At 72.0% G+C, this 25,488-nt stretch carries 26 protein-coding genes and 1 pseudogene; 12 read left to right on the top strand and 15 right to left on the bottom strand.

Annotated elements, in window-relative coordinates:
* Window positions 1-3 precede the first annotated feature (3 nt).
* Complete coding sequence (locus ACWD11_RS04345) at window positions 4-726, bottom strand: nucleopolyhedrovirus P10 family protein (RefSeq protein WP_451281208.1); 723 nt, start codon at window positions 724-726, stop codon at window positions 4-6.
* Window positions 727-814: 88 nt separating this feature from the next.
* On the opposite strand from ACWD11_RS04345, the gene ACWD11_RS04340 reads away from it, so the two are divergent.
* Genes ACWD11_RS04340 through amaP form a run of 5 tightly spaced genes read left to right on the top strand, consistent with a single transcriptional unit; the run spans window position 815 to window position 3,146 of the window.
* Complete coding sequence (locus ACWD11_RS04340; protein WP_389418816.1) at window positions 815-1,291, top strand: Asp23/Gls24 family envelope stress response protein; 477 nt, start codon at window positions 815-817, stop codon at window positions 1,289-1,291.
* Window positions 1,292-1,322: 31 nt separating this feature from the next.
* Entirely contained in the window at window positions 1,323-1,514 is a 192-nt protein-coding gene (locus ACWD11_RS04335; protein ID WP_389418817.1) for a hypothetical protein, read from the top strand.
* A 5-nt stretch (window positions 1,515-1,519) separates the two neighbouring features.
* Window positions 1,520-1,888, top strand: coding sequence for an Asp23/Gls24 family envelope stress response protein (locus ACWD11_RS04330; protein ID WP_389418818.1), 369 nt, complete (start codon window positions 1,520-1,522; stop codon window positions 1,886-1,888).
* Entirely contained in the window at window positions 1,885-2,562 is a 678-nt protein-coding gene (locus ACWD11_RS04325) for a DUF6286 domain-containing protein (RefSeq protein WP_389418819.1), read from the top strand. Before ACWD11_RS04330 ends, ACWD11_RS04325 begins: the two co-directional genes overlap by 4 nt.
* Window positions 2,563-2,567: 5 nt before the next feature.
* Window positions 2,568-3,146: an alkaline shock response membrane anchor protein AmaP gene (gene amaP, locus ACWD11_RS04320; RefSeq protein ID WP_389418820.1), complete on the top strand. Its 579-nt coding sequence runs from the start codon at window positions 2,568-2,570 to the stop codon at window positions 3,144-3,146.
* Window positions 3,147-3,179: 33 nt separating this feature from the next.
* Here the strand turns inward: amaP and ACWD11_RS04315 are convergent, their stop codons facing one another.
* The 5 genes from ACWD11_RS04315 to ACWD11_RS04295 form a co-directional block, all read right to left on the bottom strand.
* Window positions 3,180-3,935 (bottom strand): SDR family oxidoreductase, encoded by a 756-nt coding sequence (locus tag ACWD11_RS04315; RefSeq protein ID WP_451281205.1) that lies wholly within the window; start codon window positions 3,933-3,935, stop codon window positions 3,180-3,182.
* 5 nt (window positions 3,936-3,940) lie between these two features.
* Window positions 3,941-5,722 carry a glycoside hydrolase family 15 protein gene (locus tag ACWD11_RS04310; protein WP_389418822.1) on the bottom strand — a complete coding sequence of 594 codons (1,782 nt, stop codon included), beginning with the start codon at window positions 5,720-5,722 and terminating at the stop codon, window positions 3,941-3,943.
* A 64-nt stretch (window positions 5,723-5,786) separates the two neighbouring features.
* Entirely contained in the window at window positions 5,787-6,584 is a 798-nt protein-coding gene (locus ACWD11_RS04305) for an SURF1 family cytochrome oxidase biogenesis protein (protein WP_451281203.1), read from the bottom strand.
* Between the two features lie 49 nt (window positions 6,585-6,633).
* Window positions 6,634-6,867: a hypothetical protein gene (locus ACWD11_RS04300; RefSeq protein ID WP_389418824.1), complete on the bottom strand. Its 234-nt coding sequence runs from the start codon at window positions 6,865-6,867 to the stop codon at window positions 6,634-6,636.
* A gap of 79 nt (window positions 6,868-6,946) precedes the next feature.
* Window positions 6,947-7,933, bottom strand: coding sequence for a DEDDh family exonuclease (locus tag ACWD11_RS04295; protein ID WP_451281200.1), 987 nt, complete (start codon window positions 7,931-7,933; stop codon window positions 6,947-6,949).
* 253 nt (window positions 7,934-8,186) lie between these two features.
* Here ACWD11_RS04295 and ACWD11_RS04290 point away from each other — a divergent pair, with 253 nt between their 5' ends.
* The 3 genes and pseudogenes from ACWD11_RS04290 (at window position 8,187) to ACWD11_RS04280 (ending at window position 10,769) form a co-directional block, all read left to right on the top strand.
* The gene (locus ACWD11_RS04290; protein ID WP_389418826.1) at window positions 8,187-9,047 is read left to right on the top strand and encodes a sterol desaturase family protein; all 861 of its coding nucleotides are present in this window, start codon (window positions 8,187-8,189) and stop codon (window positions 9,045-9,047) included.
* Window positions 9,044-9,703: a lysoplasmalogenase gene (locus ACWD11_RS04285; protein ID WP_451281198.1), complete on the top strand. Its 660-nt coding sequence runs from the start codon at window positions 9,044-9,046 to the stop codon at window positions 9,701-9,703. Before ACWD11_RS04290 ends, ACWD11_RS04285 begins: the two co-directional genes overlap by 4 nt.
* Before the next feature lie 22 nt (window positions 9,704-9,725).
* Window positions 9,726-10,769, top strand: a pseudogene (locus ACWD11_RS04280) (alcohol dehydrogenase catalytic domain-containing protein).
* 25 nt (window positions 10,770-10,794) lie between these two features.
* Here ACWD11_RS04280 and ACWD11_RS04275 read toward each other — a convergent pair.
* From ACWD11_RS04275 to ACWD11_RS04260, 4 genes are all read right to left on the bottom strand, one after another.
* Complete coding sequence (locus ACWD11_RS04275; RefSeq protein ID WP_451281196.1) at window positions 10,795-11,793, bottom strand: CopD family protein; 999 nt, start codon at window positions 11,791-11,793, stop codon at window positions 10,795-10,797.
* Window positions 11,794-11,893: 100 nt separating this feature from the next.
* Window positions 11,894-13,243 (bottom strand): CoA transferase, encoded by a 1,350-nt coding sequence (locus ACWD11_RS04270; protein WP_451281194.1) that lies wholly within the window; start codon window positions 13,241-13,243, stop codon window positions 11,894-11,896.
* 111 nt (window positions 13,244-13,354) lie between these two features.
* Window positions 13,355-14,851: a S8 family peptidase gene (locus ACWD11_RS04265; RefSeq protein WP_451281192.1), complete on the bottom strand. Its 1,497-nt coding sequence runs from the start codon at window positions 14,849-14,851 to the stop codon at window positions 13,355-13,357.
* Between the two features lie 25 nt (window positions 14,852-14,876).
* Window positions 14,877-16,403: a S8 family serine peptidase gene (locus ACWD11_RS04260; RefSeq protein WP_389418831.1), complete on the bottom strand. Its 1,527-nt coding sequence runs from the start codon at window positions 16,401-16,403 to the stop codon at window positions 14,877-14,879.
* 303 nt (window positions 16,404-16,706) lie between these two features.
* Between ACWD11_RS04260 and ACWD11_RS04255 the strand changes: the two genes are divergently transcribed.
* From ACWD11_RS04255 to moaA, 3 genes are all read left to right on the top strand, one after another.
* Window positions 16,707-17,063 carry a DUF485 domain-containing protein gene (locus ACWD11_RS04255; protein WP_451281190.1) on the top strand — a complete coding sequence of 119 codons (357 nt, stop codon included), beginning with the start codon at window positions 16,707-16,709 and terminating at the stop codon, window positions 17,061-17,063.
* The gene (locus ACWD11_RS04250) at window positions 17,060-18,682 is read left to right on the top strand and encodes a solute symporter family protein (protein WP_451281188.1); all 1,623 of its coding nucleotides are present in this window, start codon (window positions 17,060-17,062) and stop codon (window positions 18,680-18,682) included. Before ACWD11_RS04255 ends, ACWD11_RS04250 begins: the two co-directional genes overlap by 4 nt.
* A 147-nt stretch (window positions 18,683-18,829) precedes the next feature.
* Window positions 18,830-19,819, top strand: coding sequence for a GTP 3',8-cyclase MoaA (moaA, locus tag ACWD11_RS04245; RefSeq protein WP_451281186.1), 990 nt, complete (start codon window positions 18,830-18,832; stop codon window positions 19,817-19,819).
* A gap of 4 nt (window positions 19,820-19,823) precedes the next feature.
* Here the strand turns inward: moaA and ACWD11_RS04240 are convergent, their stop codons facing one another.
* Together ACWD11_RS04240 and ACWD11_RS04235 are read right to left on the bottom strand one after the other, a co-directional pair.
* Window positions 19,824-20,042 carry a hypothetical protein gene (locus ACWD11_RS04240; protein WP_389418835.1) on the bottom strand — a complete coding sequence of 73 codons (219 nt, stop codon included), beginning with the start codon at window positions 20,040-20,042 and terminating at the stop codon, window positions 19,824-19,826.
* Between the two features lie 222 nt (window positions 20,043-20,264).
* Window positions 20,265-20,663 carry a DUF3099 domain-containing protein gene (locus ACWD11_RS04235; RefSeq protein ID WP_389418836.1) on the bottom strand — a complete coding sequence of 133 codons (399 nt, stop codon included), beginning with the start codon at window positions 20,661-20,663 and terminating at the stop codon, window positions 20,265-20,267.
* A gap of 245 nt (window positions 20,664-20,908) precedes the next feature.
* Between ACWD11_RS04235 and ACWD11_RS04230 the strand changes: the two genes are divergently transcribed.
* On the top strand, window positions 20,909-21,187 hold the full coding sequence (locus tag ACWD11_RS04230) for a GlsB/YeaQ/YmgE family stress response membrane protein (protein WP_389418837.1): 279 nt from the start codon (window positions 20,909-20,911) through the stop codon (window positions 21,185-21,187).
* A gap of 54 nt (window positions 21,188-21,241) precedes the next feature.
* On the opposite strand, the gene tyrS is transcribed toward ACWD11_RS04230, so the two are convergent.
* Genes tyrS through ACWD11_RS04215 form a run of 3 tightly spaced genes read right to left on the bottom strand, consistent with a single transcriptional unit; the run spans window position 21,242 to window position 25,481 of the window.
* Complete coding sequence (tyrS, locus tag ACWD11_RS04225; protein ID WP_389418838.1) at window positions 21,242-22,510, bottom strand: tyrosine--tRNA ligase; 1,269 nt, start codon at window positions 22,508-22,510, stop codon at window positions 21,242-21,244.
* Window positions 22,511-22,566: 56 nt separating this feature from the next.
* Complete coding sequence (locus ACWD11_RS04220; RefSeq protein WP_389418839.1) at window positions 22,567-23,961, bottom strand: metallopeptidase TldD-related protein; 1,395 nt, start codon at window positions 23,959-23,961, stop codon at window positions 22,567-22,569.
* The gene (locus ACWD11_RS04215) at window positions 23,958-25,481 is read right to left on the bottom strand and encodes a TldD/PmbA family protein (RefSeq protein WP_451281183.1); all 1,524 of its coding nucleotides are present in this window, start codon (window positions 25,479-25,481) and stop codon (window positions 23,958-23,960) included. Before ACWD11_RS04215 ends, ACWD11_RS04220 begins: the two co-directional genes overlap by 4 nt.
* Window positions 25,482-25,488 lie beyond the last annotated feature (7 nt).

The raw sequence follows: 25,488 nt of genomic DNA, 5'->3' as shown, positions 1-25,488 counted from the left end.
CCCTCACCCGGCGACGGCGGTGATCAGGACCGCCACCGTCGGGTGATCCGGCACCGCCTGCGCCACCTGGGTGCGGACCGCACGGGCCACCTCCACGGCCCGGTGGTCCGCCCGTACCGCGATCTCCACCCGGACATGACGGGCCGACAGGGCGGCCTCGGCGGGCCGGTCCTCGAAGTGCACCGGCCGGCCGAGGCCGCCCAGGATGCCGGTCAGCCCCGCCACCCCCGGCACCGCGAGCGCGGCCGCGGCGGCGCGGGCCTCGTCGCCCTCACCGGGCTCCCGGGCCGACGGAGCCTCCCGCGGCGGTACCGGAGCGGACTGCGCCCCCTCGTCCAGCAGCGCCGTCACCCGTAGATCCACCTCCGTCACCGCCAGCCCCAGCCGCCGGTCCGCCGCCTGAGCCAGCGCCCCGCGCAGCCGGTCCGCCACCGCGGGCAGCGGCTCCGCCGCCGTAGCCGCGAAGTCCGCCGTCACCCGCAGCGCGCCGGGCGGCAGCGCGCTCGGCGGCGCCGGAACCACAGGCTCCTGCGTCTCGCCGGGATCGGCGAGCGCGATCCTGAGCGCGCCGAGACGCACCCCCGGCAACTCGTGCGCCGCGCTGCGCAGCGCCTCCGCGGCCGCCTCCTCGGCGATCCACGCGCCGTCACGTGGCCCGCCCAACGGCAGCAGCCTGCCGAGCCCCAACTGCTGCCGCACCGTCCGCGCCCATCCGTCCACCGTCATTACTCCAGCCTGCCGCATCCCCGGGGCGAAATGACGCAACCCCGCTTACGGTGGACGAAGAAGGACGAACCGAAAGGGACGTGCGGCGATGAGTGACATGACGCAGAGGGCCGAGGTCGAACAGGAGTCGGCCGGACAGACCCGCAGGACCGTCAAGCGCGGTGGCGGTGACCCGGGGAGCCGGGGCCGGACCACGATCGCCGACGGCGTGGTGGAGAAGATCGCGGGACTCGCGGCGCGTGACGTCGTCGGAGTGCACGCCATGGGCAGCGGGATGAGCCGCACCTTCGGCGCGGTACGGGACCGGGTGCCGGGCGGTGCCTCGAAGTCCGTCACGCGCGGGGTGAAGGCCGAGGTGGGCGAGGTGCAGACCGCGCTCGACCTGGAGATCGTCGTCGACTACGGCGTGGCGATCTCCGACGTGGCCCGGGCCGTGCGGGAGAACGTCGTCTCCGCGGTGGAACGGATGACCGGCCTGGAAGTGGTCGAGGTCAACATCGCGGTGAGCGACGTGAAACTGCCCGACGAGGAGGACGAAGAGGAACCGGAGCCCCGGCTCCAGTGACCGGCCACCCCACTGCTGAAGGGAGCGCACCATGAGCATGGCCGTCGTCGGCATGATCGCCGGCATGGCGCTGGGCTTCGCCGGGTATTTCGGCGGCTTCGGTGCCTTCCTGCTGGTGGCCGCCCTGGGCGCCACCGGGTTCGTCGTGGGCCGGTTCCTCGAAGGGGACCTGGAACTCGGCGACTTCTTCCGCACCCGTGACGACCGGCGCGACCGGCGGTGACGTAGGTGACCGTGCACTCCGGTGACGTGGACAGATCCCGGGCCGTCGTGCCGCCGGGCGAGCGCGGCGCCACCCGGATCGCCGACCGGGTGGTGGTGAAGATCGCCTCGCAGGCGGCCCGCGAGGCCCTGGGCCCGCTGCCCGCGGACGTGTCGCCCCCGCACGCGGGAGCCGTCGTCCATCACGACACGGCCCGCCTGCGCCTGCATCTCGAACTCGACTACCCCACCGACATCGGCGCCCGCTGCGCCGCCGTGCGTCGTCATGTCGCCGAGCGGGTACGCGCGTTGGTGGGCATGGAGGTGCCGGAGGTCGTCGTCCACGTGGAGCGGCTGCACCCGGTACACGGCGCGGCACAGGGGAGGACGCGATGAGCGAGCCCCAGGGCTCCGAGGGCATGACACGACCACTGCCGGTCCTCGAGAAGACCGGCACCGACCCGCTCGGACCGGACGCGTCCGCGGCCGGCTCCGACCCACCGCCCGTCCTGGGCGGCAAGGACGCCGCGAACGGCCGCTTCTGGTCCACCCGCCGGGTCACGGCCGCGATCGTCGCCCTGCTGCTCCTGGCCCTGGTCGGCCTGTTCCTCTACGACATCGCCGCCGTGCGCGCCGACCGGCCCGCCATGGCCTGGCGCCGGGACCTGGCCGACCAGCTCGCCGAGCGCCCCCTCGACGACATCCGGGTGCTGATCGGCGCGGGCGTCGCCACGGCCCTCGGCCTGTGGCTGCTCTGGCTGGCCGCCACACCCGGCCTGCGGTCCCTGCTGCCGATGCGCCGCACCCACCCCGACGTGCGCGGCGCACTGGACCGTCAGGCCGCCGCGCTGGTGCTCCGCGACCGGGCCATGGAGATCGCCGGTGTGCAGTCGGCCCGGGTCCGCATGCGCCGCAAGCGGGCCGACGTCCGCGCGGTCTCCCACTTCCGGGACCTGGACGACGTACGCGCCGACCTCGACGGCGCGCTCGCCGACGCCGTGAACGGCCTCGGCCTGTCCCGGCCGCCCGCCCTGTCGGTGCGGGTGCAGCGACCCGGACGGAAGGGGTGAGCGCGATGCTCAGGACCGTCAACCGCGTCCTGCTCGGCCTCGTCGGCCTGCTCCTGGTCGTCCTCGGCGGCTCCGTGCTCGCCGTGGGCCTCGGTCTGAACCCGCCGTCCTGGTGGATCCACGACGGCCGGGACGACGTCCTGCTCAGCGACTCCGAGCGGACCCGCTGGCAGGACGAGGGCTGGTGGTGGCCGGCGGTCATCGCCGCGCTGGCGGTGCTGCTCCTGCTGCTCCTGTGGTGGCTGACCGCGGTGCTGCGGCGTCGTCGGCTCGCCGAGGTCCTGGTCGACACCGGCGACGGCGAGGGCGCGCTGCTGCGGGGCCGCGCCCTGGAGGGCGTACTGGTGAGCGACGCGGAGTCGATGGACGGGGTCCACCGGGCGCACACCCGGCTGACCGGCCGCAGGAGCGCCCCCGGGGCCCGCGTACGGCTGCTGCTGGAACCGCATGTGGACCCGGGCACGACCCTGACCGACCTCACGGCCGGGCCCCTCACCCACGCACGCCAGTCGGCGGGACTGGCGGAGCTTCCGGCGGAGGTCAGGCTGAAGGCGGCCAAGCACCGCGCGGAGCGGGTCAGTTGAACCGGACCCGCTCCCTCGGAGCGCCCTCCGCGGCTAGAACCCGTGCCGCAGGCCGCCGTCCACCGGGACCATGATGCCGGTCAGGTACGAGGCGGCCGGGGAGAGCAGGAACGCGCCGGTCCGGCCGAACTCCTCCGGCCTCCCGTAGCGCCGCAGCGGGATCCGCGTCTCGGCGGCCGCGCGCGTCGCCTCCGGGTCCGCGGATATCCCGTCCAGCTCGCGCACCCGGTCCGTGTCGATGCGCCCCGGCAGCAGCCCCACGACCCGGATCCCGCGCGGTCCCAGCTCGTCCGCGAGGGACTTGGCGAACCCGGCGAGGCCGGGCCGCAGTCCGTTCGAGATGGTCAGGCCCGGAATCGGCTCGTGCACGGACCCGGACAGCACGAAGCCGATGACACCGCCCGCCTCCAGCTCGGCCGCCGCCGCCCGGGCCAGCCGCACCGCGCCGAGGAACACCGACTCGAACGCCGCCTGCCACTGCTCGTCGGTGTTGTCGGCGACGAAGCCGGGCGCCGGGCCGCCGACGCTGACGAGGACACCGTCGAAGCCGCCGAAGTGCTCGCGCGCGGCGGCGATCAGCCGGGCGGGCGTCTCCGGGTCGGCGTTGCCCGCGGCGACCCCGACCGCGTCCGGGCCCAGCGCGGACGCGGCCTCGGCGACCGTCGTCTCGTCCCGCCCCGAAATGATCACCTTCGCGCCCTCGGCGACCAGCTCCCGCGCGGTGGCGTTGCCCAGCCCACGCGTCGCTCCGGTGACGACGTACACCCGGTCCTTCAGTCCAAGATCCATGCCCCCTATCCTGCCTCCTCCGTCCCGAACAGGGCGAGGGCGGTGTTCACCAGGCCGATGTGGCTGAACGCCTGCGGGAAGTTGCCCAGCTGGACACCGGCCACGGGGTCGTACTCCTCGGCCAGCAGCCCGACGTCGTTGCCGAGCACCACGAGCCGTTCGAACAACTCCCTGGCCTCCTTGCCGCGGCCGATCATGTGCAGGGCGTCCGCCAGCCAGAACGAGCACGCCAGGAAGGTGCCCTCGCTGCCCGGCAGTCCGTCGGCCGTCTCCTCGGGGCTGTAGCGGCGCAGGAAGCCGCCGTGGCACAGCTCGTCGCGGACCGCGTCGATGGTGCCGATCACCCGGGGGTCGTCCGGCGGCAGAAAGCCCACGCGCGGGATCAGCAGCAGCGAGGCGTCCAGCTCGCGCGAGCCGTAGTACTGGGTGAAGGTGTTCCGCTCGGGGTCGTAGCCCTTCTCGCACACCTCCCGGTGCACCTCGTCGCGCAACGCGCGCCAGGCGTCCACGTCGCCCTCCAGATGGGGGTCGCGCTCCACCGCGCGCACCGCGCGGTCGGCGGCCACCCACACCATCACCTTGGAGTGGACGAACTGCCTGCGGCCCCCGCGCACCTCCCACAACCCCTCGTCGGGCTGCCGCCACGCGCTGCACAGGAAGTCCATCAGCGCGATCTGCAGCGCCCACATCTGCGGGTTGGAGGGCAGGCCCGAACTGCGGGCCAGCGACAGCGAGTCCATGACCTCGCCGTACACGTCGAGCTGGACCTGCTTCACGGCCTCGTTGCCGATCCGTACCGGCCCGGAGTCGGCGAAGCCGGCCAGCCACGGCAGCTCCATCTCGGGCAGCCGGCGCTCACCCGCCACGCCGTACATGATCTGCAGGTCCGCCGGGTCGCCCGCGACCGCCCGCAGCAGCCAGTTCCGCCAGGCCTCGGCCTCCTCCTGGTACCCGGCGGCCAGGAGCGCGCCGAGGGTGAGGGTGGAGTCCCGCAGCCAGCAGTAGCGGTAGTCCCAGTTGCGTACTCCGCCCAGCTCCTCCGGGAGCGAGGTGGTGGGGGCGGCGACGATGCCGCCGGTGGGGGCGTAGGTGAGCGCCTTCAGGGTGATCAGGGAGCGGACCACGGCGTCCCGGTGCGGGCCGTCGTAGCGGCAGTGGGCCGCCCAGGCCTGCCAGTCGGAGACGCTGGTGGCCAGCGATGCGTAGGGGTCGACGAGCGCGGGGCGTGGTTCGTGCGAGGGGTGCCAGGTCAGCACGAACGCCACCGACTCGCCCTCGGCGACGGTGAACTCCGAGTACGTGCAGTGGTCGGCGCCCCAGGTGCGCACCTGCGGTTCGCTGCGCAGCCACACCGAGTCCGGGCCCGCCACGGCGACCCGGTGGCCGTCGGAGCGGCGTATCCAGGGGGTGATCGAGCCGTAGTCGAAGCGCAGCCGGAGCGTGCTGCGGACGGTGACCTCGCCGCGCAGGCCCTCGACGATGCGGACGAGGTCGGGCGCGCGGTCCCGTTGGGGCATCAGGTCGGTGACGCGGACGGCGCCTTGATCGGTCTCCCATTCGGTGTCCAGGACAAGGGTGTCCGGTCGGTAGGCGCGGCGGGTGCACCGCTCGGCGCCGGTGGGGGCGATCCGCCAGTGGCCGTTCTCCTCGTCGCCGAGCAGCCGGGCGAAGCAGGCGGCGGAGTCGAAGCGGGGCAGGCACAGCCAGTCCACGGAGCCGTCCGTGCCGACCAGGGCAGCCGTCTGTTCGTCGCCGATGAGCGCGTAGTCCTCGATACGGGGATGCACGGGGAGCGGGTTCCCGGCAGGAAGGACGCGCAATCTTGCGCTGTGGTCATTCCGGCCGGACGGCTCACACCGCCGCGGGCTCGCTCCGCGCGGCGGGCTGCCCGGTCTCGCGCGCCCGGCGGTCGCGCAGCTCGCGGCGGACCAGGATCACCCAGCCGACCGGGACGCCCGCGGCGAACAGCCACCACTGGACGGCGTAGGCGTAGTTCAGCGCGGCGTCCTCCTTGCCGGGCTTGCCGAGCTGCTGCGGGGTGCCGCCCTTCGGGGCCGGTCCGGTCTGCACGAGGTAACCGCCGAGCACCCGGGCGTCGAGGCGGCGCGCCTCCTGCGCGCTGTTGATCAGCATGATCTGGCGGTCGGGCAGGCCCTGGAGGTCCTTGATGCCGCTCGCCTCGGTCGTCTCGTCGGGCATCAGCCGGCCGGTGACGGTGAGCTCGCCGCCCGGCGGGGCGGGCACCTCCGGGAACGCGCTCTGGCTCGCCGCCCGGTCGGCGGGGATCCAGCCCCGGTTGACCAGCAGCACCTTGCCGTCGCGCAGCACGAACGGGGTGAGCACGTGGTAGCCGACCTCGTCGTCGGCGTTGGTGCGGCGGCGGACGACGACCTCGTCGTCGGTGTCGAAGTGCCCGGTGGCGGTGACGGTGCGGTACCGCTCGTTCCTGGTGACGGCGTGCCCGGGGGAGGTCAGCCGCTCGACGGGTACCGGCTTCGCGGCCAGCGAGTCGGAGACCAGCTGGTTGCGGGCGGTGCGCTCGTCGTAGCGGTGCATCTGCCAGATGCCCAGCCTGATCATCGTGGGGATGAGCAGCACGGCGACCAGCGTGAGGATCACCCACTGCCGGGACAACAGGAAGCGGTACACCCCACGACCGTACAACTCGGTCGTGGGGTGCGTTCAGGCGGGTACCGGGTCACACCTTGTCGATGATGCCCGCCTTTCCCTCCGCGCGGGCGCAGTGGGCACCGCAGTACCAGTGGCCCTCGACCTCGACGCCCTGCCCGATGATCTGGACGCGGCAGTGCTCGCAGATGGGGGCCATGCGATGGATCGCACAGGCGAAGCAGTCGAAGACATGCACCGCGCCCTGCGCACGAATCTCGAAGGACATCCCGTAGTCATTGCCGCAAACTTCGCATCTCGCCATGCGCCACAGGGTGGGCCGTCGGGGCGGTGCGAGCGAGTGGGCGCCGGGCGAGTCGCACCGCAATCACCCATCCGTACGGTCACTGCTCGGGTGCCGACTCCACATCGGCGAGCAGCTGCCCGAACGCCGCCTCGTCCACCACGGGGGTGCCGTACTGCCGGGCCTTGACCACCTTGGAGGTGCCCGAGTCCGGGTCGTTGGTGACGAGCAGGCTGGTCAGCCGGGAGATGCTGGTGGCGACATGGAGTCCGGCCTCGACCGCCCGGTCCTCCAGCAGGTCGCGCTCGACGGAGGTGTCGCCGGAGAAGGCGATCCGCATGCCCTGTTTGAGCCTTTTGCCCTCTTCATAGCGCCCTGGGTTGGGATAGGGGCAGGCGGGCCTTTTGCGGGCGGGGCGCCAACTGGTCGGCCGGTAGCCGCCGTAGCTGCCCTGCTGCTGCCGCGGCACGGCCCGGTCCGTCCACTCGGTCAGCGGCCGGCACTCGTGCAGGGGAAGCCGTACGCCGCCCTCGGCCGCGGCCTTCAGGCTCGGCCGGAACGCCTCCGCCAGCACGCGCGCGTCGTCCAGCGCGTGGTGCGCGCGCTGCTGGACGACGCCGAAGTGCGCGGCCAGCGACTCCAGCTTGTGGTTGGGCAGCGGCAGAGCCAGTTCCTTGGAGAGCGCGATGGTGCACAGCCGCTGCCGCACCGGCGCCTCGCACCGGGCGCGTGCGTACTCGCGGGCGATCATCTGCCAGTCGAAGACGGCGTTGTGCGCGACGAGCACCCGGTCCGCCAGGCGGGCGGAGAACTCCTCGGCGATCTCGGGGAAGAGGGGCGCGCCCTCCAGTACGTCGCTCGTCAGACCGTGGATCCACACCGGGCCCGGGTCGCGCTCGGGGTTGACCAGCGTGTACCAGTGGTCCTCGACCTCGCCGCGCGCGTCCAGCCGGTAGACGGCCGCGGAGATGATCCGGTCGTCCCGGGCCAGCCCGGTGGTCTCCACGTCAACGACCGCGTATCCCTGCGGATACGCGGCCGGCCACCCGGCGGGCGCGGACGCTGCGGTCGTACGGTCTTCGAGCATGGTCACTGAGGATACGGGCCGGGACTGACAGTCCCCTCCCGCGGCCCCGAGTCGCCACCCCGTCAGGTGCCCTGCCCCGCCCGTCCGTTCGAGGACCGGCCGGGGGAGCGCGTCAAGTCCCGTGCCGCGCGGGGCCGTCCGGAAGAGGGGTGCCCCTTTGGCGGAGATCGCCAACAAGTAAGCGCGTACCCCAGGTAATACTTGTGAGTAACAACGTCTAGCCGTGGGCGACCAGCGGTTCTACCGTGCCAGCATGCCGAACCTGCCCGATGTCGTGCTGTGGTCGATACCCGCCTTCGTCCTGCTCACCGTGGTCGAGATGATCAGCGTCCGCCTCCATCCCGACGAGGAGGCCGCGGGGTACGAGACGAAGGACGCCGCGACCAGCCTCGGTATGGGGCTCGGCAGTCTGTTCTTCGACTTCCTGTGGAAGATCCCGATCGTCGCGATCTACACGGCGGTCTACGAACTGACGCCGCTGCGGGTGCCCGTGCTGTGGTGGACCATCCCGTTGCTGCTGCTCGCGCAGGACTTCTTCTACTACTGGTCCCACCGCGGCCACCACGTCGTGCGGATCCTGTGGGCCTGCCACGTCGTGCACCACTCCAGCAAGAAGTTCAACCTCACCACCGCACTGCGCCAGCCCTGGACCTCCCTGACCGTCTGGCCGTTCTACGTCCCCCTGATCGCCTGCGGTGTGCACCCGGCCGCGCTCGCCTTCTGCTCCTCGGCGAACCTCGTCTACCAGTTCTGGATCCACACCGAGCGCATCGACAAGATGCCCCGGTGGTTCGAGTTCGTGTTCAACACGCCCTCTCACCACCGCGTCCACCACGCCTCCCAGGGCGGCTACCTGGACCGCAACTTCGGCGGCATCCTCATCGTCTGGGACCGGTTGTTCCGCTCCTTCGTCGCCGAGACCGAGCGTCCAGTCTTCGGGCTGACCAAGAACATCGACACGTACAACCCGGTGAAGGTCGCCACCCACGAGTACGTCTCCATCGCCAAGGACCTCAAGGCGGCACGCCGTTGGCGGGACCGGGCCGGGCTCCTGCTGCGCGGCCCCGGCTGGCGGCCCGCCCCGGAACCCGCGCGGGAGAGCGTGTCGGCGTGAGGCCCGTTCTCCTGGCGGCCTTCGCTCTGGCCGCCCTCGTCGACCTGGGCTCCCTCGCCGCCGGCTTCGACCCCGGGCACCTGGTCGCCAAGCCGCTGCTGATGCCGCTGCTCGCCGGGTACGCCGCCCTGTCCCGGGCGCCCCGGCTGCTCGTCGCCGCCCTGCTGTTCGGCTGGGGCGGCGACGTCCTGCTGCTGTCCGACGCCGAGCCCGCCTTCCTCGCCGGCATGGGCTCCTTCGCCGCCGGGCACGTCTGCTACCTGCTGCTGTTCCAGGGGCGCGGGGGCCACCAGCCGTTCCTGCTCGCCGGGTACAGCGTCGCCCTCACCACCACCGTCGCCACGCTCTGGCCCGCCCTTCCGGCCGACCTGCGCGTCCCGGTCGCCGGCTACAGCCTGCTGCTCACGGCCATGGCCTACCGCGCGGGCAGCCGGTTCGGCCTTGTCACCGGGCTCGGCGGCGCGCTGTTCATGCTCTCCGACACCCTCATCGCGACCGGCGTCGCCGAGTGGTCCCAGCCGCCCCGGCCGGACCTGTGGATCATGCTCACCTATATCGCGGCGCAGGTCCTGCTCGTCACGGGCACACTCAGAGCGTTCGAAGCGCGTGCGTACCCGGCGGCGACGTACGGGGAGGTGCGCTCGACCACCCCCTGAGCGCTCTCACGCCCCGTTCGACATGTGGGTGGCGGACGTACCCGACCCGGTCGTCCAACTGCCCACCGACGCCGTGATCCGGGTGCTGCGCGCCTGCATTTGCGGCAGCGACCTGTGGGCCTACCGCGGCGAGGCGGGCCGGCAGCCCGGCCAGCGGACCGGGCACGAGTTCCTCGGCGTCGTCGAGGAGACCGGCCCGGAGGTCTCCGGCGTGCGGACCGGCGATCTGGTCGTCGCGCCCTTCATGTGGTCCGACGGCGTCTGCGACTACTGCCGGGAGGGCCTGACCACCTCCTGCGAGCACGGCGGCTTCTGGGGCTCCGTCGGCTACGACGGCGGCCAGGGCGAGGCGGTGCGCGTGCCCTTCGCCGACGGCACCCTCGTCCGGCTGCCCTAGGAGGCGGCCTCCGACGAGCGGCTGCTGACCGCCCTGCTCACCCTGTCCGACGTGCTGGGCACCGGCCACCACGCCGCCCTCGCCGCGGGCGCCCGGCCGGGGGCCACGGTCGCCGTGGTCGGTGACGGCGCCGTCGGCCTGTGTGCGGTGCTCGCCGCCAAGCGGCTGGGCGCCGAGCGGATCGTCGCGCTCGGCCGCCATCAGGTCCGCACCGACCTCGCCCGCCGCTTCGGCGACACCGACGTCGTCGCCGAGCGCGGCGAGGCCGCGGTCGACGCCGTCCGCGAACTCGCCCGCGGCCAGGGCGCGCACGCCGTCGTCGAGGCGGTCGGTACCGAGCTGTCCATGCGTCCTGCCGTGAAACATCACCTGTGACGGCGGCGGCATCGGCTTCGTCGGTGTGCCGCACGGCTGGGGGTCCCCCCAGGCCCTTTGGGCACTGGGGGAGGGACCGGACTCGACCTCGGCGTCATGTTCGACCGGAACATCGCCCCGCGCGGCGGTGTCGCGCCGGTCCGCGCCTACATCCCCGAGCTGCTGCCCGACATCCTGGACGGCACCATCGACCCCTCACCGGTCTTCGACCTGACGGTCGGTCTGGAGGGCGTGCCCGACGGCTACCGGGCGATGGACGAGCGGGTGGCGCTCAAGGTCATGGTCGCCATCTGAGTCATGGTCAGCATCTCCGTCATGGTCACCATCTGATCGGCACCGGCAACGCGGTCAGCAGCCCCGACACCGCCACCACCACCCCCAGCGCGACGACCTCCACGCGCGCGGGGGCGCAGGCCGTGAGCGGGTCGGCGGCCCGGCTCAGCCGGATCCGCGCCCACAGGGCGAGCCCGGCGACGGCGGCCACCAGCAGCACCTTGGCGAGCAGCACGCGGCCGTACGCCGTCGCCGTCAACTGCTCGACGACCGTCTCGGGCGGCATGCGGCGCAGCGAACTGCACACCCCGGTCGCGGTGATGACGGCGAGCAGGACGGCCGCCACGCGCGCGTAGAGCCCGAGCAGCGCCGCCCCGGACGGCGGACCGCCCCGTAGGCTCCGCAGGACGTGCAGCAGTCCGCCCGCCCACAGCGCCGCACAGATCAGATGGACCAGCGTCAGACCGGAACCGGTGAGCGGGGACTGCTCGGTCACCGGATGCGCGCGCAGCGCCTCGGCGACGACGACCGCGGCCAGCGGCCAGAGCTGGGTGCCGGGCCGCCGGGACAGCGCGCACAGCCCGGCCACGGCGAAGGCGTTGACCTCCAGCAGCGCGAGCTTGCCGTCGCGGGTGGCGTACAGGCCGCCGACGTCGAGGTCGGAGAGGCTGTCCGGCACGAGGTTGCCGGTGGAGACGACGGAGGCCAGCCCCAGGGCGGCGAGGAAACCCGCGCCTGCCGCCCAGGGCGCCCAGCTGCGGGGCGGCGGGGGAGTACCGGGTACGGAACGGGCCAGCCGGTTCACGAACAGTTCGCCGACCGGGACGCACAGGGCCGCGAACAGCACCGTCCGCAGCAGCGCGATGCCGCCGGTGCCGGGGGCCGCGGCCTCCCCGGTGCCGTGCAGTGCCGGGGACGGCCCGAGCAGCGGTATCAGCGCCCCCAGGGCCACCAGCACGAGGACGGCCACGGCTCGGCCGGTGCCGGGGCCGCGCCGGGACTCGCTCGCGTCGGCAACCTCCGACGTGGGTCTTATCAAGGTCACCTCAAGATCTTCACCAGTCCTCCCAGAACCGGGCAAGCGCTGGAAAACAACTGGCGGTACGGCATTCCGCCCATGGGTACGTTTCCGGACGGTCCGCATCTCAGCTCCAGGCCGCCGGATCGGCCCCCGGCGTGCCGGGCGGGCGTGCCCAGTCACCGGGCCCGCCCAGGTAGGCCACCGGCGGCAGGGCGTACCGCAGCCGCCCGAGCGTACTGTCCCTCTCGGCCAGCCAGGGCTCCGGCCCCCCGTACGCCGCCCCGCCCGTCCCGCCCGCGTCGATTTCGCAGGTCAGCCACAGCGCGGTGCGCGCCAGCGACAGCCGTACGACCCTGCTGCCGCCGTCGTCGGCCTGCTCGGTCAGGGCGCGCAGCACGGCCGCCGCGAGCAGGTACCCGGTGCCGTGGTCGAGCGCCTGCGCGGGCAGCGCGCCCGGCCGCCGCGCCGAGCCCTCCGTGACGGCGATGCCGGTCGCCGCCTGGACCAGGCTGTCGAACCCGCGCCGCCGTCCCCAGGGCCCGGACGCGCCCCACGCCGACACCTGCGCCACGACGACCCCGGGCCGGCGCTCCGCCAGCGCCTCGGGGGCGAGCCCGAACCGGTCCAGGGCGCCCGGCCGGTACCCGGTGACGACCACGTCGGCGCCGGCCAGCAACTCCTCGAAGGCGCGCCGGTCCGCCCGCAGGTCCAGCGTGGCGGACCGCTTGCCGAACCCCGTGTCCGCGTGCTGGTCGGGCAGTTCGGGGTACTGCGGCGGATCGACGCGCAGCACGTCCGCGCCGAGCAGGGCGAGGGTGCGGGTGCCGACCGGGCCCGCGATGACCCGGGTGAGGTCCAGGACCCGGATCCCGTCCAGCGGGAGCGCCGGACCGGCCGACGGGAGCACCCGCGCGGGGGCCTGGTCCAGCCGCTCCCGCTCCACCAGGGGACGCCCGGCCACCGCGCGTGCCTGCGGATGCGCCGCCCACTCCCCGGGCGTCCGTACCGCCACCGCGAGGCCGCCCGCCGCGTACACGGCCTCCTCGACGTCCGCCGCGGACCGCTCCGCGAGGGCCGCCTCGACGGAGTCCGGCCGGCCCAGCGCCGCCAGCAATCGCTCCCTGTGGTGGGGATAGTTGGCGTGCGTGCGCACCCAGCCGTCCGCCGTCCGCCAGAACCGTGACAGGGGTGCGAAGGTGACCGGCGCCCGGCCATTGATCAACAGATGCCGTTCGCTCACGAACGCCGTGCCGACGGCACCGTCGTCCACCCGGGCCTCCGGCACCTCCCGCAGCCGGGCCCGCCGCGCACCTAGCTCCGCGGCGGCCAGCGCACACGCGCCGACACACCCGCGCGCCAACTGCCGTACGGGAAGCCTTCCCTGGAGGACCCCGGTCCGGCCGACGGTCGACACCCGCGGCAGAAGCGCGGGATCGCCGCCCGTCGCGGCCCAGGCGTAGTCGATGGAGTCCATGACTGCACTATGCGGTATTGACTCGATCAATATGTGCAGCGGATCTCTCTCCCCACGCGCGCGAAAGGGCCGGACGGTGGCTCCGTCCGGCCCTTCGCTGGCGGGTGTCCGCTACTTGGTCACCGCGTCCAGGGCGTCCGTCATGCCCCAGCCGTAGAACCCGTTGCGGTTCTTCGAGCCCTCGCACACCGCGTCGATCTTGCCGTCGCCGTCGATGTCGTACGGGTCCGTGCACGCCGTGGCGTCGGCCTGGGCGTACAGCAGCGCCTTGACCGCGGCCGGAGGCGCCCACGGGTGCGTCGACTTGATGAGCGCGGCGACGCCCGCGACATGCGGCGACGCCATCGACGTACCGGCCATGTAGCCCCAGCGTCCGCCGGGCAGCGTGCCCAGGATCAGGCCGCTGGTGGCCGGCGGGGCCGGGGTCTGGAAGCGGGTCGAGTCGCCGCCGGGCGCGGCGATGTCGATCACGCCGAGACCGTGGTTGGAGAAGGACGACTTGATGCCCTTCGCACCGGTCGACGCCACCGTCACCACACCCGGCAACTGGGTCGGTATGTCCAGGCACTCGGAGGGGTCGATCACCCGCTCCGAGGGCGTGCCGTCGTTCGGGGAGACCGGGTCGGTGATCTCGTCGGCCGCGAGGTCGTAGTTCTCGTTGCCGGCCGCCGCGACGTTGACCGCGCCCTTCTTCTCCGCGTACCGCGAGGCCCGGGTGATGGCGTCGACGAGCGCCTTCTGGTCCGGGTCGTTCTTGCAGTTGAAGTACCAGGGGTCGGTGTAATAGCTGTTGTTCGTCACGTCGACCCCGTGCTCGGCCGCCCACACGAAGCCGCACACCACGGCCTCCGTGTAGAAGTACCCGGCGGTCGTCGACACCTTGATGCCGGAGACCTTCACCCCGGGCGCGACACCGGTCATGCCGACGCCGTTCTTGGCGGCGGCGATCTCACCGGCCACGTGCGTGCCGTGCGCGCTCTCCGTCGGGCCGGGCCGCCAGGCGCCATCGGTGGTGTCCGGCTTGCCCGTCACGCAGTTGACCGACGCCTCGCGGTCGAAGTTGGGCGCGAGGTCGGGGTGGGTGTCGTCGACGCCGGTGTCGATCACCGCGACGGTGACGTCCCGGCTGCCCAGCGACTTCTCGTGCGCCTGGTCCGCCTTGATGGCGGGCAGGTCCCACTGGAGGGGCTGGAGCGGGTCCTGGCCCTCGGCCGCCTCGACGGCCGTGGCCTCGGCGGTGCTGAGCACCTTCGGCGTGCCGACGTCCGTCGTGGACTGCGCGGGCAGCGGCGCGTTGCGGGTGTTGCCGGCCGAGGCCACCCCCGGCACCGTGCGCAGCGTCCGGGCGAAGTCGGGGTTCGCCGAGTGGACGACGACCACACCGATCTGGTCGTACGAGGTCACGATCGTGCCGCCGGCCTCGGCGATGGCCCGCTCCACGCGTGGTGAAGGGCCGTGCCCGGGCTGGACGTTGACGACATAGCTGAGCGAGGTCGCGTCCGGCTCGGCCGCCGCCGACACGTTCGGCAGCAGGGCGAGCGCCGTCGCCATGGCCATCCCGGCGGGGACGGCCAGCGCGCGGCGGGAGCGCGGGAAATGCGCTGTCATGGTGTCAGTTTCTCCCGTCCGTGGCCTACTTGACCGCGCGCAGCGCGTTGACGATGCCGAAGCCGTAGAAGCCGTTCACGCGCGTGCCGCCCTCGCACACCGCGTCCTGCGTGCCGTCGCCGTTCTGGTCGTAGGACTCGGGGCAGCCGGGGTTGTCCGCCTGCGCCTTCAGCATCGCCTGGAGCGCGGCGCCGTTCGCCCACGGGTGCTTGGACTTCAGCAGCGCGGCCACGCCGGCGGCGTGCGGCGAGGCCATCGAGGTGCCCTGGAGGAAGGCGTACTGCCCATTGGGCATGGTCGACAGGATGCGGCCGTTCTTCGAAGGCGTGTCGGGTATCTGGTACAGCCGGTCACCGCCCGGCGCCGCGACGTCGACGACGCCCCTGCCGTACGAGGAGTAGTACGACTTGAGGTTCTGCACGCCCGTCGCGCTGACCGTGACGACACCCGGCAGCTGGGTCGGCAGGTCGTAGCACTCGTGCGGGTCGATCGTGCGCTCCACCGGGGTGGAGTCGTCGGGGCTGGAGTCGTCGACGATCGCGTCCGCGTCCAGGTCGTGGTTGGAGTTGCCCGCCGAGGCCAGGTGCAGCGTGCCCTTGCGCTGGGCGTACAGCTGGGCCCGGTTGACCGCGTCGACGATGGCCCGCTGGTCGGGGTCGTCCATGCAGTTGTACAGCCACGGGTCCACGTAGTAGCTGTTGTTCGTGATCTCGACGCCGTGGTCGGCGGCGAACACGAAGGCGCACACCACGCTCTCCGGGTAGAACAGCCCGTTGTCCGGGTCGCTCACCTTGATGCCGGAGACCTTGACGCCCGGGGCCACGCCCGCGACGCCGATGCCGTTGCGGGCCGCGGCGATCTCGCCCGCGACATGCGTGCCGTGGTAGTCGTCCACGGTGTACGGCCGCCAGGCGCCCTCACTGGTGTCCGCGACACCGCCGACGCAGTTGGCGGACTGGGACTTGGAGAAGTTCGGCGCGAGGTCCGGGTGGGTGTCGTCGACGCCGGTGTCGATGACCGCGACGGTCACCTTGCTGCTGCCGGGGTTGATCTTCGCTGCCTCGTCGGCGCCGATGGCGCGCAGGTCCCACTGGTCGGCCTCGAGCGGCTCGCTGTCGGGAGCGGCGGCGGCCGCCGTCTTCGCGGCCTGGGCGTCCGTGAGGAATTCCGCGGCGCCCTGGTCCGTGGTGCCGGCGGCGGTCAGCGGCGCCGTACGCGTCGCACCCGCCGACTGCACTCCGCGCACCTGGCGCAGCTGCTTGCCGAAGTCCGGGTTGGCGGAGTGGGCGACGATCACCCCGATCTTGTCGTACGACGCCACGACGGTCCCCCCGGCCGTGGCGACGGCCTTCTTCACCGACTCGATGGTCCGGCGGTCCGTCGTGGTGTTCACGACGTAGGCCAGGTTCGGCGCGTCCGCGGCCTGCGCGGCGGTGGTCTCCGCGAGCGGGGCGGCCGTCGCGCCGGCCGGCAGGAAGCCGAGCGAGGCGGTCAGCGACAGCACGACGGGGACGGCCAGCGCGAGCCGGCGTCTGGAAGGCAGATGAGCCATGGGATCTCCACATCATCCGGAAACGAAACCGGCCCGAGACACAGGTGGCGTTCGGGCAGGTACATGACGGGCGTGCAGGGCGAAACTATCTCCCCGTCTCGCTGGCCAGCAATGACCTACAGCCGATGAGTTCGGAAAGAAGTCCGCGGGGTTGAACCGGTCCTCGCGTGGCGCCGTGACGTTGAACAGGGGGCGCGAGCACGATCGAGCTCCCTGCCCACCGCTGAGAACAGAGCCGTCATGTCCGTACCGCACCCGTCCCCGTCCACCGCCGCACCAGCGCCCGTACCGCGAGGAGACTCCGTGGCCGCCGACGCACCGCCCCCCTCGAAAGAGCAGCACCGACTTCCCTCGATCGAGGAGTTCACCGCGGTGCAGCAGAGCGCGGAGTTCGCCGAACTGCGCCGCTCCTACCGCTCCTTCGCCTTTCCGCTGACCGTCGCCTTCATCGCCTGGTACCTGCTGTACGTCCTGCTGTCGATCTACGCCGGCGACTTCATGGGCACCAAGCTGTTCGGCAACATCAACGTGGCCCTCGCCCTCGGCCTCGCCCAGTTCCTCACCACGTTCCTCATCGCCTGGTGGTACGCGCGGCACGCCGCCGCCAAGCTCGACCCCAAGGCCGACGCGATCAAGTCCCGGATGGAGGGCGGCGCATGAGCACCGCGCAGATGTTCCTCGCGGCCGACCCGGCCAGCGAGCACCGCACGCTGATCATCAGCCTCTTCGCGGTCTTCGTCGTCGCGACCCTCGGCATCACCGTGTGGGCGGGCCGCCAGACCAAGGACGCCAACGACTTCTACGCGGGCGGCCGCCAGTTCACCGGCTTCCAGAACGGCCTCGCCGTCTCCGGCGACTACATGTCCGCCGCGTCCTTCCTCGGCATCGCGGGCGCCATCGCCCTGTTCGGCTACGACGGCTTCCTCTACTCCATCGGCTTCCTGGTCGCCTGGCTCATCGCGCTGCTCCTGGTCGCCGAGCCGCTGCGCAACTCCGGCCGCTACACCATGGGCGACGTCCTCGCCTACCGGATGCGCCAGCGCCCGGTCCGCACGGCGGCCGGTACTTCCACGATCGTGGTGTCGATCTTCTACCTGCTGGCGCAGATGGCCGGCGCGGGCGTCCTGGTCTCCCTGCTGATGGGCATCACCAGCGACGCCGGCAAGGTCGTCATCGTCGCCCTGGTCGGCGTCCTGATGATCATGTACGTCACCATCGGCGGCATGAAGGGCACCACCTGGGTCCAGATGGTCAAGGCCGTGCTGCTGATGACCGGCGCCCTGCTGCTGACCTTCCTGGTCCTGCTGAAGTTCGACTTCAACGTCTCCGACCTGCTCGGCGCCGCCTCCGACCGGAGCGGCAAGGGCGCGGCCTTCCTGGAGCCCGGCCTGAAGTACGGCGTCAGCGGCACCAGCAAGCTGGACTTCGTCTCGCTCGGCATCGCGCTGATCCTCGGCACCGCCGGCCTGCCGCACATCCTGATCCGCTTCTACACCGTGCCCACCTCCAAGGCCGCCCGTAAGTCCGTGATCTGGGCGATCGGCCTGATCGGCTCCTTCTACCTGATGACCCTCGCGCTCGGCTTCGGCGCCGCCGCGCTGATCTCACAGGAGGAGATCACCAGCTCCAACAAGGCGGGCAACACGGCGGCCCCGCTGCTCGCGCTGCATCTGGGCGGCGTCGACTCCAACTGGGGCGCCATCCTGCTCGCCACCATCTCCGCGGTCGCCTTCGCCACCATCCTCGCGGTGGTCGCGGGCCTGACGCTGGCCTCGTCCTCGTCGTTCGCCCACGACATCTACGCCAACGTCATCAAGAAGGGGAAGGCCACCGACAAGGAGGAGGTCCGCGCCGCCCGCTGGGCGACCGTCGGCATTGGCGTCGTCTCCATCGCGCTGGGCGCCCTGGCCCGCGACCTGAACGTGGCCGGCCTCGTCGCCCTGGCCTTCGCGGTCGCCGCCTCCGCCAACCTGCCGACGATCCTCTACAGCCTCTTCTGGAAGCGGTTCACCACCCAGGGCGCCCTGTGGTCGATCTACGGCGGCCTGACCACCGCGGTCGGCCTGGTGCTGTTCTCGCCGGTCGTCTCCGGCAAGCCCACCTCGATGTTCCCGGACGTCGACTTCCACTGGTTCCCGCTGGAGAACCCCGGCATCATCTCGATCCCGGTCGGCTTCCTGCTGGGCATCATCGGCACCTACCTGTCCAAGGAGGAGCCGGACAAGGGCAAGTACGCCGAGCTGGAGGTCCGGTCCCTGACCGGCACCGGCGCCCACTGAGCACGCCTCCCCGCGCGGCCGCGTCGTAGATCCCTACGACGCGGCCGCGTCTTACCTCGTGGGATCGGGCCCTGTCGTTGTCGGTGCGGTCACGTAGGCTCGCAAGTGACGCAACATGAGTGCTCCGCGACGAGGGAGGGGGCCCACGTGCTCATCGACACCTACGGCCGGGTCGCCACCGACCTGCGCGTCTCACTGACCGACCGGTGCAATCTGCGCTGCACCTACTGCATGCCCGAGGAGGGCCTGCAGTGGCTGGCCAAGCCCGACCTCCTCACGGACGACGAGATCGTCCGCCTGATCGACATCGCGGTCACCTCCCTCGGCATCGCGGAGGTCCGCTTCACCGGTGGCGAGCCCCTGCTCCGCCCCGGCCTGGTCGGCATCGTCGAGCGCGTCGGCGCCCTCACCCCCCGCCCCCAGATGTCCCTCACCACCAACGGCATCGGCCTCAAGCGCACCGCGAAGGCCCTGAAGGCCGCCGGTCTGGACCGGGTCAATGTCTCCCTGGACACCCTGCGCCCGGACGTCTTCAAGACCCTGACCCGCCGCGACCGGCACCGGGACGTCCTGGAAGGGCTGGAGGCCGCCCGCGACGCGGAGCTGACCCCCGTCAAGGTCAACTCCGTGCTGATGCCGGGGCTGAACGACGACGAGGCCCCCGACCTGCTGGCCTGGGCCGTCGAGCACGACTACGAACTGCGCTTCATCGAGCAGATGCCCCTGGACGCCCAGCACGGCTGGAAGCGCGACGGCATGATCACCGCGGGCGACATCCTGACCTCCCTGCGCACCCGCTTCGAGCTGACCGAGGAGGGCTCCGAGGAGCGCGGCTCGGCCCCGGCGGAGCGCTGGCTCGTCGACGGCGGACCGCACCGCGTCGGTGTCATCGCCTCCGTCACCCGGCCGTTCTGCTCGGCCTGCGACCGCACCCGCCTCACCGCCGACGGCCAGGTCCGCACCTGTCTGTTCGCCCGCGAGGAGACGGACCTGCGCGGCGCCCTGCGCTCCGGCGCCCCCGACGAGGAGATCGCCCGGATCTGGCGGCTGGCGATGTGGGGCAAGAAGGCGGGAGCGGGCCTGGACGACCCGAGCTTCGTCCAGCCGGACCGCCCGATGTCGGCGATCGGCGGCTGAAACTTTACGGTGCCCCGGGCTCTTCCCACTCGGCGAACGGCACCACGTCCTTCAGGAACCCCCGCACCCCCAGAAACTGGGAGAGATGCTCCCGGTGCTCCTCGCAGGCGAGCCAGGTCTTCCGCCGCTCCGGCGTATGGAGCTTGGGGTTGTTCCAGGCCAGCACCCATATCGCGGCCGCACGGCAGCCCTTGGCGGAGCAGATGGGGGTCTCGTCACTCACGGATTCGTCTCACAGAAGTCAACAAAAGGCGACGCCGAGCAGCCACGGGGGGAGCTGCCCGGCGTCGGTCCGTCGCTCCGACGGGGGATGCGGAGCGCCTACGAAGTATGTCATGGGTCACCCGCGGCCCGGCACCGGAACAGCACTATTGATCTGAGCTTTTCTTGAGCTTGGTGCGGAGGTGGCTTCCGTTTGTCAGCCCCTCGCCAAGGTCATTTCCGGTCATGTCTTCCGCTGTGTTTCGTCCGCCGGACCCGGTGCCGGATCGGGGACCGCATCGTCCGGGACGGGTTCCGCGAAGGGCACGCCGGGACCCGGCCCGGCGATCATCGGACGCGGCGGCGCGACCACGAAAGTGGAAGGGAGCGACGGCGCGTTCTCCCGCCCGGCGTTGGCGATCACCACCGCGATGTACGGCATGACCACGCCGAGCACCAACGCCACGACGGCCACGTGCCGTTCGACGTTCCACAGGGTCGCGGCCAGGATCACCGACAGCGTACGGATCAACATCGAGATGACGTACCGGCGCTGCCGGCCTCGTACGTCCTCTTGGAGGCTCGTCCTGGCTCCGGTGATCCGGAATACCTGGGTGCTGCCCCCGTCGTGCTGCTTCCGCATCACATTCCACCATCCGCCCGCATCGGACTCTCCCCTGCCCGCACCCGGACGGCCACCGGCCGGGAGGCCGGGCCCGGACACCCTCCACGGTACGCCTGGCCTGCGCCGCCTACGAGACCGGGGCACCTTCCGCCCGGGTGACGGACCTCAGCCGTCCCGCGTACGGCCGCACCCGACATGCGGCGTAGGCGGGGCGGCCCGAGACTGGGCGTAATGCTCACGTCGAGCCGTACAAGGAGGCAGCCATGGGCTGGTTGTGGGCCATCATCGTGGGACTCGTGCTGGGGCTGATCGCCAAGGCGATCCTGCCCGGCAAGCAGCACAGTCCCCTCTGGCTGACCACGATCTTCGGCATGCTCGGTGCCATCGTCGGCAACGCCCTCGCCCGCGCGATGGGGGTCGAGGAGACCGCCGGCATCGACTGGAGCCGGCACATCTTCCAGCTCGTTGCCGCGCTCATCATCGTGGGTGTGGGGGACATGGTCTACATGGCCACCCTGGGCAAGAAGAAACAGCGGACCTGAGCCGCGCACGACGAAGGGGCGGCCCTCCCGTGGAGAGCCGCCCCTTCGGAGTGCCTAGGCTCCGGTGACCTCGACCGCGGCGAGGTTCTTCTTGCCCCGGCGCAGCACCAGCCACCGTCCGTGCAGCAGATCCTCCGCCGCCGGTACGGCGTCCTCGGCGGTGACCTTCGCGTTGTTCACGTAGGCCCCGCCCTCCTTGATCGTCCGCCGCGCCGCCGACTTGCTCGCCACCAGCTCGACCTCGGCGAACAGATCGACCACCGGCGCCAGCTCCGCGACCTTGATGTGCGGCACCTCCGACAGCGCCGCCGCCAGCGTCCGGTCGTCCAGCTCCGTGAGCTCGCCCTGCCCGAAGAGAGCACGGCTCGCGGCGATCACGGCCGCCGTCTGGTCGGCGCCGTGCACCAGCGTCGTCAGCTCCTCGGCCAGCGCCCGCTGCGCGGCCCGGGCCTGCGGCCGCTCCTCGGTCTGCTTCTCCAGCTCCTCCAGCTCCTCGCGGGACCGGAAGGACAGGATGCGCAGGTACGTCGAGATATCCCGGTCGTCCACATTGAGCCAGAACTGGTAGAACGCGTACGGCGTCGTCATCTCGGGGTCGAGCCAGACGGCGCCGCCCTCGGTCTTGCCGAACTTGGTGCCGTCCGCCTTGACCATCAGCGGGGTCGCCACGCAGTGCACCTGGGCCTCGGGCTCCAGCCGGTGGATCAGGTCCAGACCCGCCGTGAGGTTGCCCCACTGGTCGCTGCCGCCCTGCTGGAGGGTGCAGCCGTACCGGCGGTACAGCTCGAGGAAGTCCATGCCCTGGAGCAGCTGGTAGCTGAACTCGGTGTAGCTGATGCCCTCCTGGGACTCCAGGCGCCGGGCGACCGAGTCCTTGGTCAGCATCTTGTTGACACGGAAGTGCTTGCCGATGTCGCGCAGGAACTCGATGGCCGACATCCCGGCCGTCCAGTCCAGGTTGTTGACCATCACCGCGGCGTTCTCGCCCTCGAAGGACAGGAACGGCTCGATCTGCGCGCGCAGCCGGGTCACCCAGTTCGCCACCGTCTCCGGGTCGTTCAGGGTGCGCTCGGCCGTCGGACGCGGGTCACCGATCTGGCCGGTGGCCCCGCCGACCAGGGCCAGCGGACGCAGGCCCGCCTGCTGGAGCCGGCGCATGGTGAGGACCTGCACCAGGTGACCGACGTGCAGACTGGCCGCGGTCGGGTCGAACCCGCAATAGAACGTGACGGGACCGTCCGCGAGCGCCTTGCGCAAAGCGTCCTCGTCAGTGGACAGGGCCCACAGGCCACGCCACTTCAGCTCGTCGACGATGTCCGTCACGGTTCTCGTATCTCCTTGGAAGTGCTGCTCGAAAGTGCTGCGGGTCGGGTACGAGGTTATACGCCCTGACTGACAGAGCTCATATTGAAGTCGGGCACCCTCAGCGCCGGCATCGCGGCCCTGGTGAACCAGTCGCTCCACTCCCTGGGCAGCGTCTTCTCCGTGCGCCCGGCCTCGGTGGCCCGGCCCAGCAGGTCCACCGGCGACTCGTTGAACCGGAAGTTGTTGACCTCGCCGGTCACCTCGCCGTTCTCCACCAGGTACACGCCGTCCCGGGTCAAACCGGTGAGCAGCAGCGTCGCCGGATCGACCTCGCGGATGTACCACAGGCAGGTCAGCAGCAGCCCGCGCTCGGTAGCGGCGACCATCTCCTCCAGCGAGCGCTCGCCGCCGCCGTCCAGGATCAGGTTGTCGATCCCCGGCGCCACCGGCAGCCCGGTCAGGCCCGCGCTGTGCCGGCTGGTCAGCAGGTGCCGCAGCTCGCCCTCGTGGACCCACTCGGTGGCCGTGAGCGGCAGTCCGTTGTCGAACACCGACGTGTCGCCCCCGGAGGAGTGCGCCAGCACGAAGGGCGCCGCCTCCAGGCCCGGCTCGTTCGGGTCGCTGCGCAGGGTCAGCGGCAGCTCGGTCAGCCTGTCGCCGACCCGGGTGCCGCCGCCGGGCCGGGAGAACACCGTGCGGCCCTCGACCGCGTCCCGGCCCGACGCCGACCACATCTGGTAGATCAGCAGATCCGCGACGGCGGTCGGCGGCAGCAGCGTCTCGTACCGCCCGGCGGGCAGCGCCACCTTGCGTTCGGCCCAGCCGAGGCGTACGGCCAGTTCGGCGTCGAGCGCCGCGGGGTCGACGTCCTTGAAGTCACGGGTGGAGTGGCCGGCCCAGGCCGAGCGGGTGCGGTCCGGGGACTTGGCGTTCAGCTCCAGCGTCCCGTTCGGCTGGTCATGGCGCAGGCGCAGCCCCGTCGACGTACCGACGTAGGACGAGACCAGCTCATGGTTGGCGAAGCCGTACAGCTCGCGTCCGCCCGCACGCGCGCGTGCGAAGGCCTCACCGAGCGCCGGGGCGAAGTCGGCGAACACCGCGGAGGAGGTCTCGGCCGGCGCGTCCGTGAAGTCCGGCGCCGTCGGTACGCCGGTGACCAGCGGCTGCGCGTCCTCGGCGGGACCGGCGCCGCGCGCGGCGGCCTCGGCGGCCCGGACCAGGGGCTCCAGCTCGTCCGGCGTCACCGCGGAGCGGGACACCACCCCCGAGGCCGTGCCCTCCTTGCCGTCGACGGTGGCGACGACCGTGAGCGTGCGCCCGCGCGTGACGCCGTTGGTGGTCAGCGCGTTGCCCGCCCAGCGCAGATTGGCGGTGGACTGCTCGTCGGCGATGACGACACAGCCGTCCGCGCGCGACAGCTCCAGGGCCCGCTCGACGATCTCGTGCGGCTTGTTCGTACGAGGACTCATCGACCGGCCTCCTGGGTGGTGTTGAGGATGTTGACGCTGCGGAACAGGGCGGACGGGCAGCCGTGCGACACCGCGGCCACCTGCCCCGGCTGGGCCTTGCCGCAGTTGAAGGCACCGCCCAGGACATAGGTCCCCGGGCCGCCGACGGCCGCCATGGAGCCCCAGAAGTCGGTGGTGGTCGCCTGGTAGGCGACGTCCCGGAGCTGGCCGGCGATGCGGCCGTTCTCGATCCGGAAGAAGCGCTGGCCGGTGAACTGGAAGTTGTAGCGCTGCATGTCGATGGACCAGGACCGGTCCCCGACGACGTAGATCCCGCGGTCGACGCCGCCGATGAGATCCTCGGTGGACATCCCGGCCGGGTCCGGCTGGAGCGAGACGTTGGCCATGCGCTGCACCGGGACATGGGCGGGGGAGTCGGCGAAGGCGCAGCCGTTGGACCGCTCGAACCCGGTCAGCCTCGCGATCCGCCGGTCCAGCTGGTAGCCGACCAGGGTGCCGTCCTTCACCAGGTCCCAGGTCTGGGCCTCGACGCCCTCGTCGTCGTAGCCGATGGTCGCCAGGCCGTGCTCGGCGGTGCGGTCGCCGGTGACGTTCATCAGCTCCGAGCCGTACCTGAGCTTGCCGAGCTGGTCGAAGGTGGCGAAGGAGGTGCCGGCGTAGGCGGCCTCGTAGCCGAGCGCCCGGTCCAGCTCGGTGGCGTGCCCGATGGACTCGTGGATGGTCAGCCACAGGTTGGACGGGTCGACGACCAGGTCGTACACGCCCGCCTCGACGCTCGGCGCGCGCATCTTCTCGGCGAGCAGCTCGGGGATCTGCGCGAGCTCGCTCTCCCAGTCCCAGCCGGTGCCCCGCAGATACTCCCAGCCGCGTCCGGTGGGCGGCGCGATGGTGCGCATCGAGTCGAACTCGCCGCTGGACTCGTCGACCGACACGGCGGTCAGCTGCGGGTGCAGCCGGACGCGCTGCTGGGTGGTCACCGTCCCGGCGGTGTCGGCGTAGAACTTGTTCTCGTGCACGGTGAGCAAGGAGGCGTCGACATGGTTCACCCCGTCCGCCGCCAGCAGCCGGGAGCTCCATTCGGCGAGCAGCCCGGACTTCTCCTCGTCGGGCACGGTGAACGGGTCGATCTCGTACGACGAGATCCACGCCCGGTCGGCGTGCACCGGCTCGTCCGCCAGCTCCACCCGCTCCTCGGAGCCGGCCGCCTTGATGACCTGCGCGGACAGCTTCGCCATCGCCACGGCCTGGGCGGCGACCCGGGCCGCCGCGTCCATGCTCAGATCGACGCCGGAGGCGAAGCCCCAGGTCCCGCCGTGCACCACGCGCACCGCGTAGCCGAGGTCGGTGGTGTCCGAGGAGCCCGCCGGCTTGGCGTCCCGGAGGCGCCAGGACGCGCTGCGCACCCGCTCGAACCGGAAGTCCGCGTGCTCGGCGCCGAGGGCACGCGCGCGTGCCAGCGCGGCGTCCGCCAGAGCGCGCAGGGGTAGTGCCGTGAAGGACTCGTCGATGGTATGAGGCACCTGGGTC

This window comes from Streptomyces sp. NPDC002776 (assembly GCF_053592195.1).
The sequence above is the reverse complement of the archived record's forward strand: the minus strand, read 5'-3'. Positions and strand labels throughout refer to the sequence as shown.

What these genes read in the sequence shown, in the direction of transcription:
- ACWD11_RS04345 (WP_451281208.1), bottom strand. Translation starts at nt 726, where the DNA reads ATGACGGTGGACGGATGGGCGCGGACGGTGCGGCAGCAGTTGGGGCTC.
- ACWD11_RS04340 (WP_389418816.1), top strand. Translation starts at nt 815, where the DNA reads ATGAGTGACATGACGCAGAGGGCCGAGGTCGAACAGGAGTCGGCCGGA.
- ACWD11_RS04335 (WP_389418817.1), top strand. Translation starts at nt 1,323, where the DNA reads ATGAGCATGGCCGTCGTCGGCATGATCGCCGGCATGGCGCTGGGCTTC.
- ACWD11_RS04325 (WP_389418819.1), top strand. Translation starts at nt 1,885, where the DNA reads ATGAGCGAGCCCCAGGGCTCCGAGGGCATGACACGACCACTGCCGGTC.
- amaP (WP_389418820.1), top strand. Translation starts at nt 2,568, where the DNA reads ATGCTCAGGACCGTCAACCGCGTCCTGCTCGGCCTCGTCGGCCTGCTC.
- ACWD11_RS04315 (WP_451281205.1), bottom strand. Translation starts at nt 3,935, where the DNA reads ATGGATCTTGGACTGAAGGACCGGGTGTACGTCGTCACCGGAGCGACG.
- ACWD11_RS04300 (WP_389418824.1), bottom strand. Translation starts at nt 6,867, where the DNA reads ATGGCGAGATGCGAAGTTTGCGGCAATGACTACGGGATGTCCTTCGAG.
- ACWD11_RS04295 (WP_451281200.1), bottom strand. Translation starts at nt 7,933, where the DNA reads ATGCTCGAAGACCGTACGACCGCAGCGTCCGCGCCCGCCGGGTGGCCG.
- ACWD11_RS04290 (WP_389418826.1), top strand. Translation starts at nt 8,187, where the DNA reads ATGCCGAACCTGCCCGATGTCGTGCTGTGGTCGATACCCGCCTTCGTC.
- ACWD11_RS04270 (WP_451281194.1), bottom strand. Translation starts at nt 13,243, where the DNA reads ATGGACTCCATCGACTACGCCTGGGCCGCGACGGGCGGCGATCCCGCG.
- ACWD11_RS04265 (WP_451281192.1), bottom strand. Translation starts at nt 14,851, where the DNA reads ATGACAGCGCATTTCCCGCGCTCCCGCCGCGCGCTGGCCGTCCCCGCC.
- ACWD11_RS04260 (WP_389418831.1), bottom strand. Translation starts at nt 16,403, where the DNA reads ATGGCTCATCTGCCTTCCAGACGCCGGCTCGCGCTGGCCGTCCCCGTC.
- ACWD11_RS04250 (WP_451281188.1), top strand. Translation starts at nt 17,060, where the DNA reads ATGAGCACCGCGCAGATGTTCCTCGCGGCCGACCCGGCCAGCGAGCAC.
- ACWD11_RS04235 (WP_389418836.1), bottom strand. Translation starts at nt 20,663, where the DNA reads ATGCGGAAGCAGCACGACGGGGGCAGCACCCAGGTATTCCGGATCACC.
- ACWD11_RS04230 (WP_389418837.1), top strand. Translation starts at nt 20,909, where the DNA reads ATGGGCTGGTTGTGGGCCATCATCGTGGGACTCGTGCTGGGGCTGATC.
- ACWD11_RS04220 (WP_389418839.1), bottom strand. Translation starts at nt 23,961, where the DNA reads ATGAGTCCTCGTACGAACAAGCCGCACGAGATCGTCGAGCGGGCCCTG.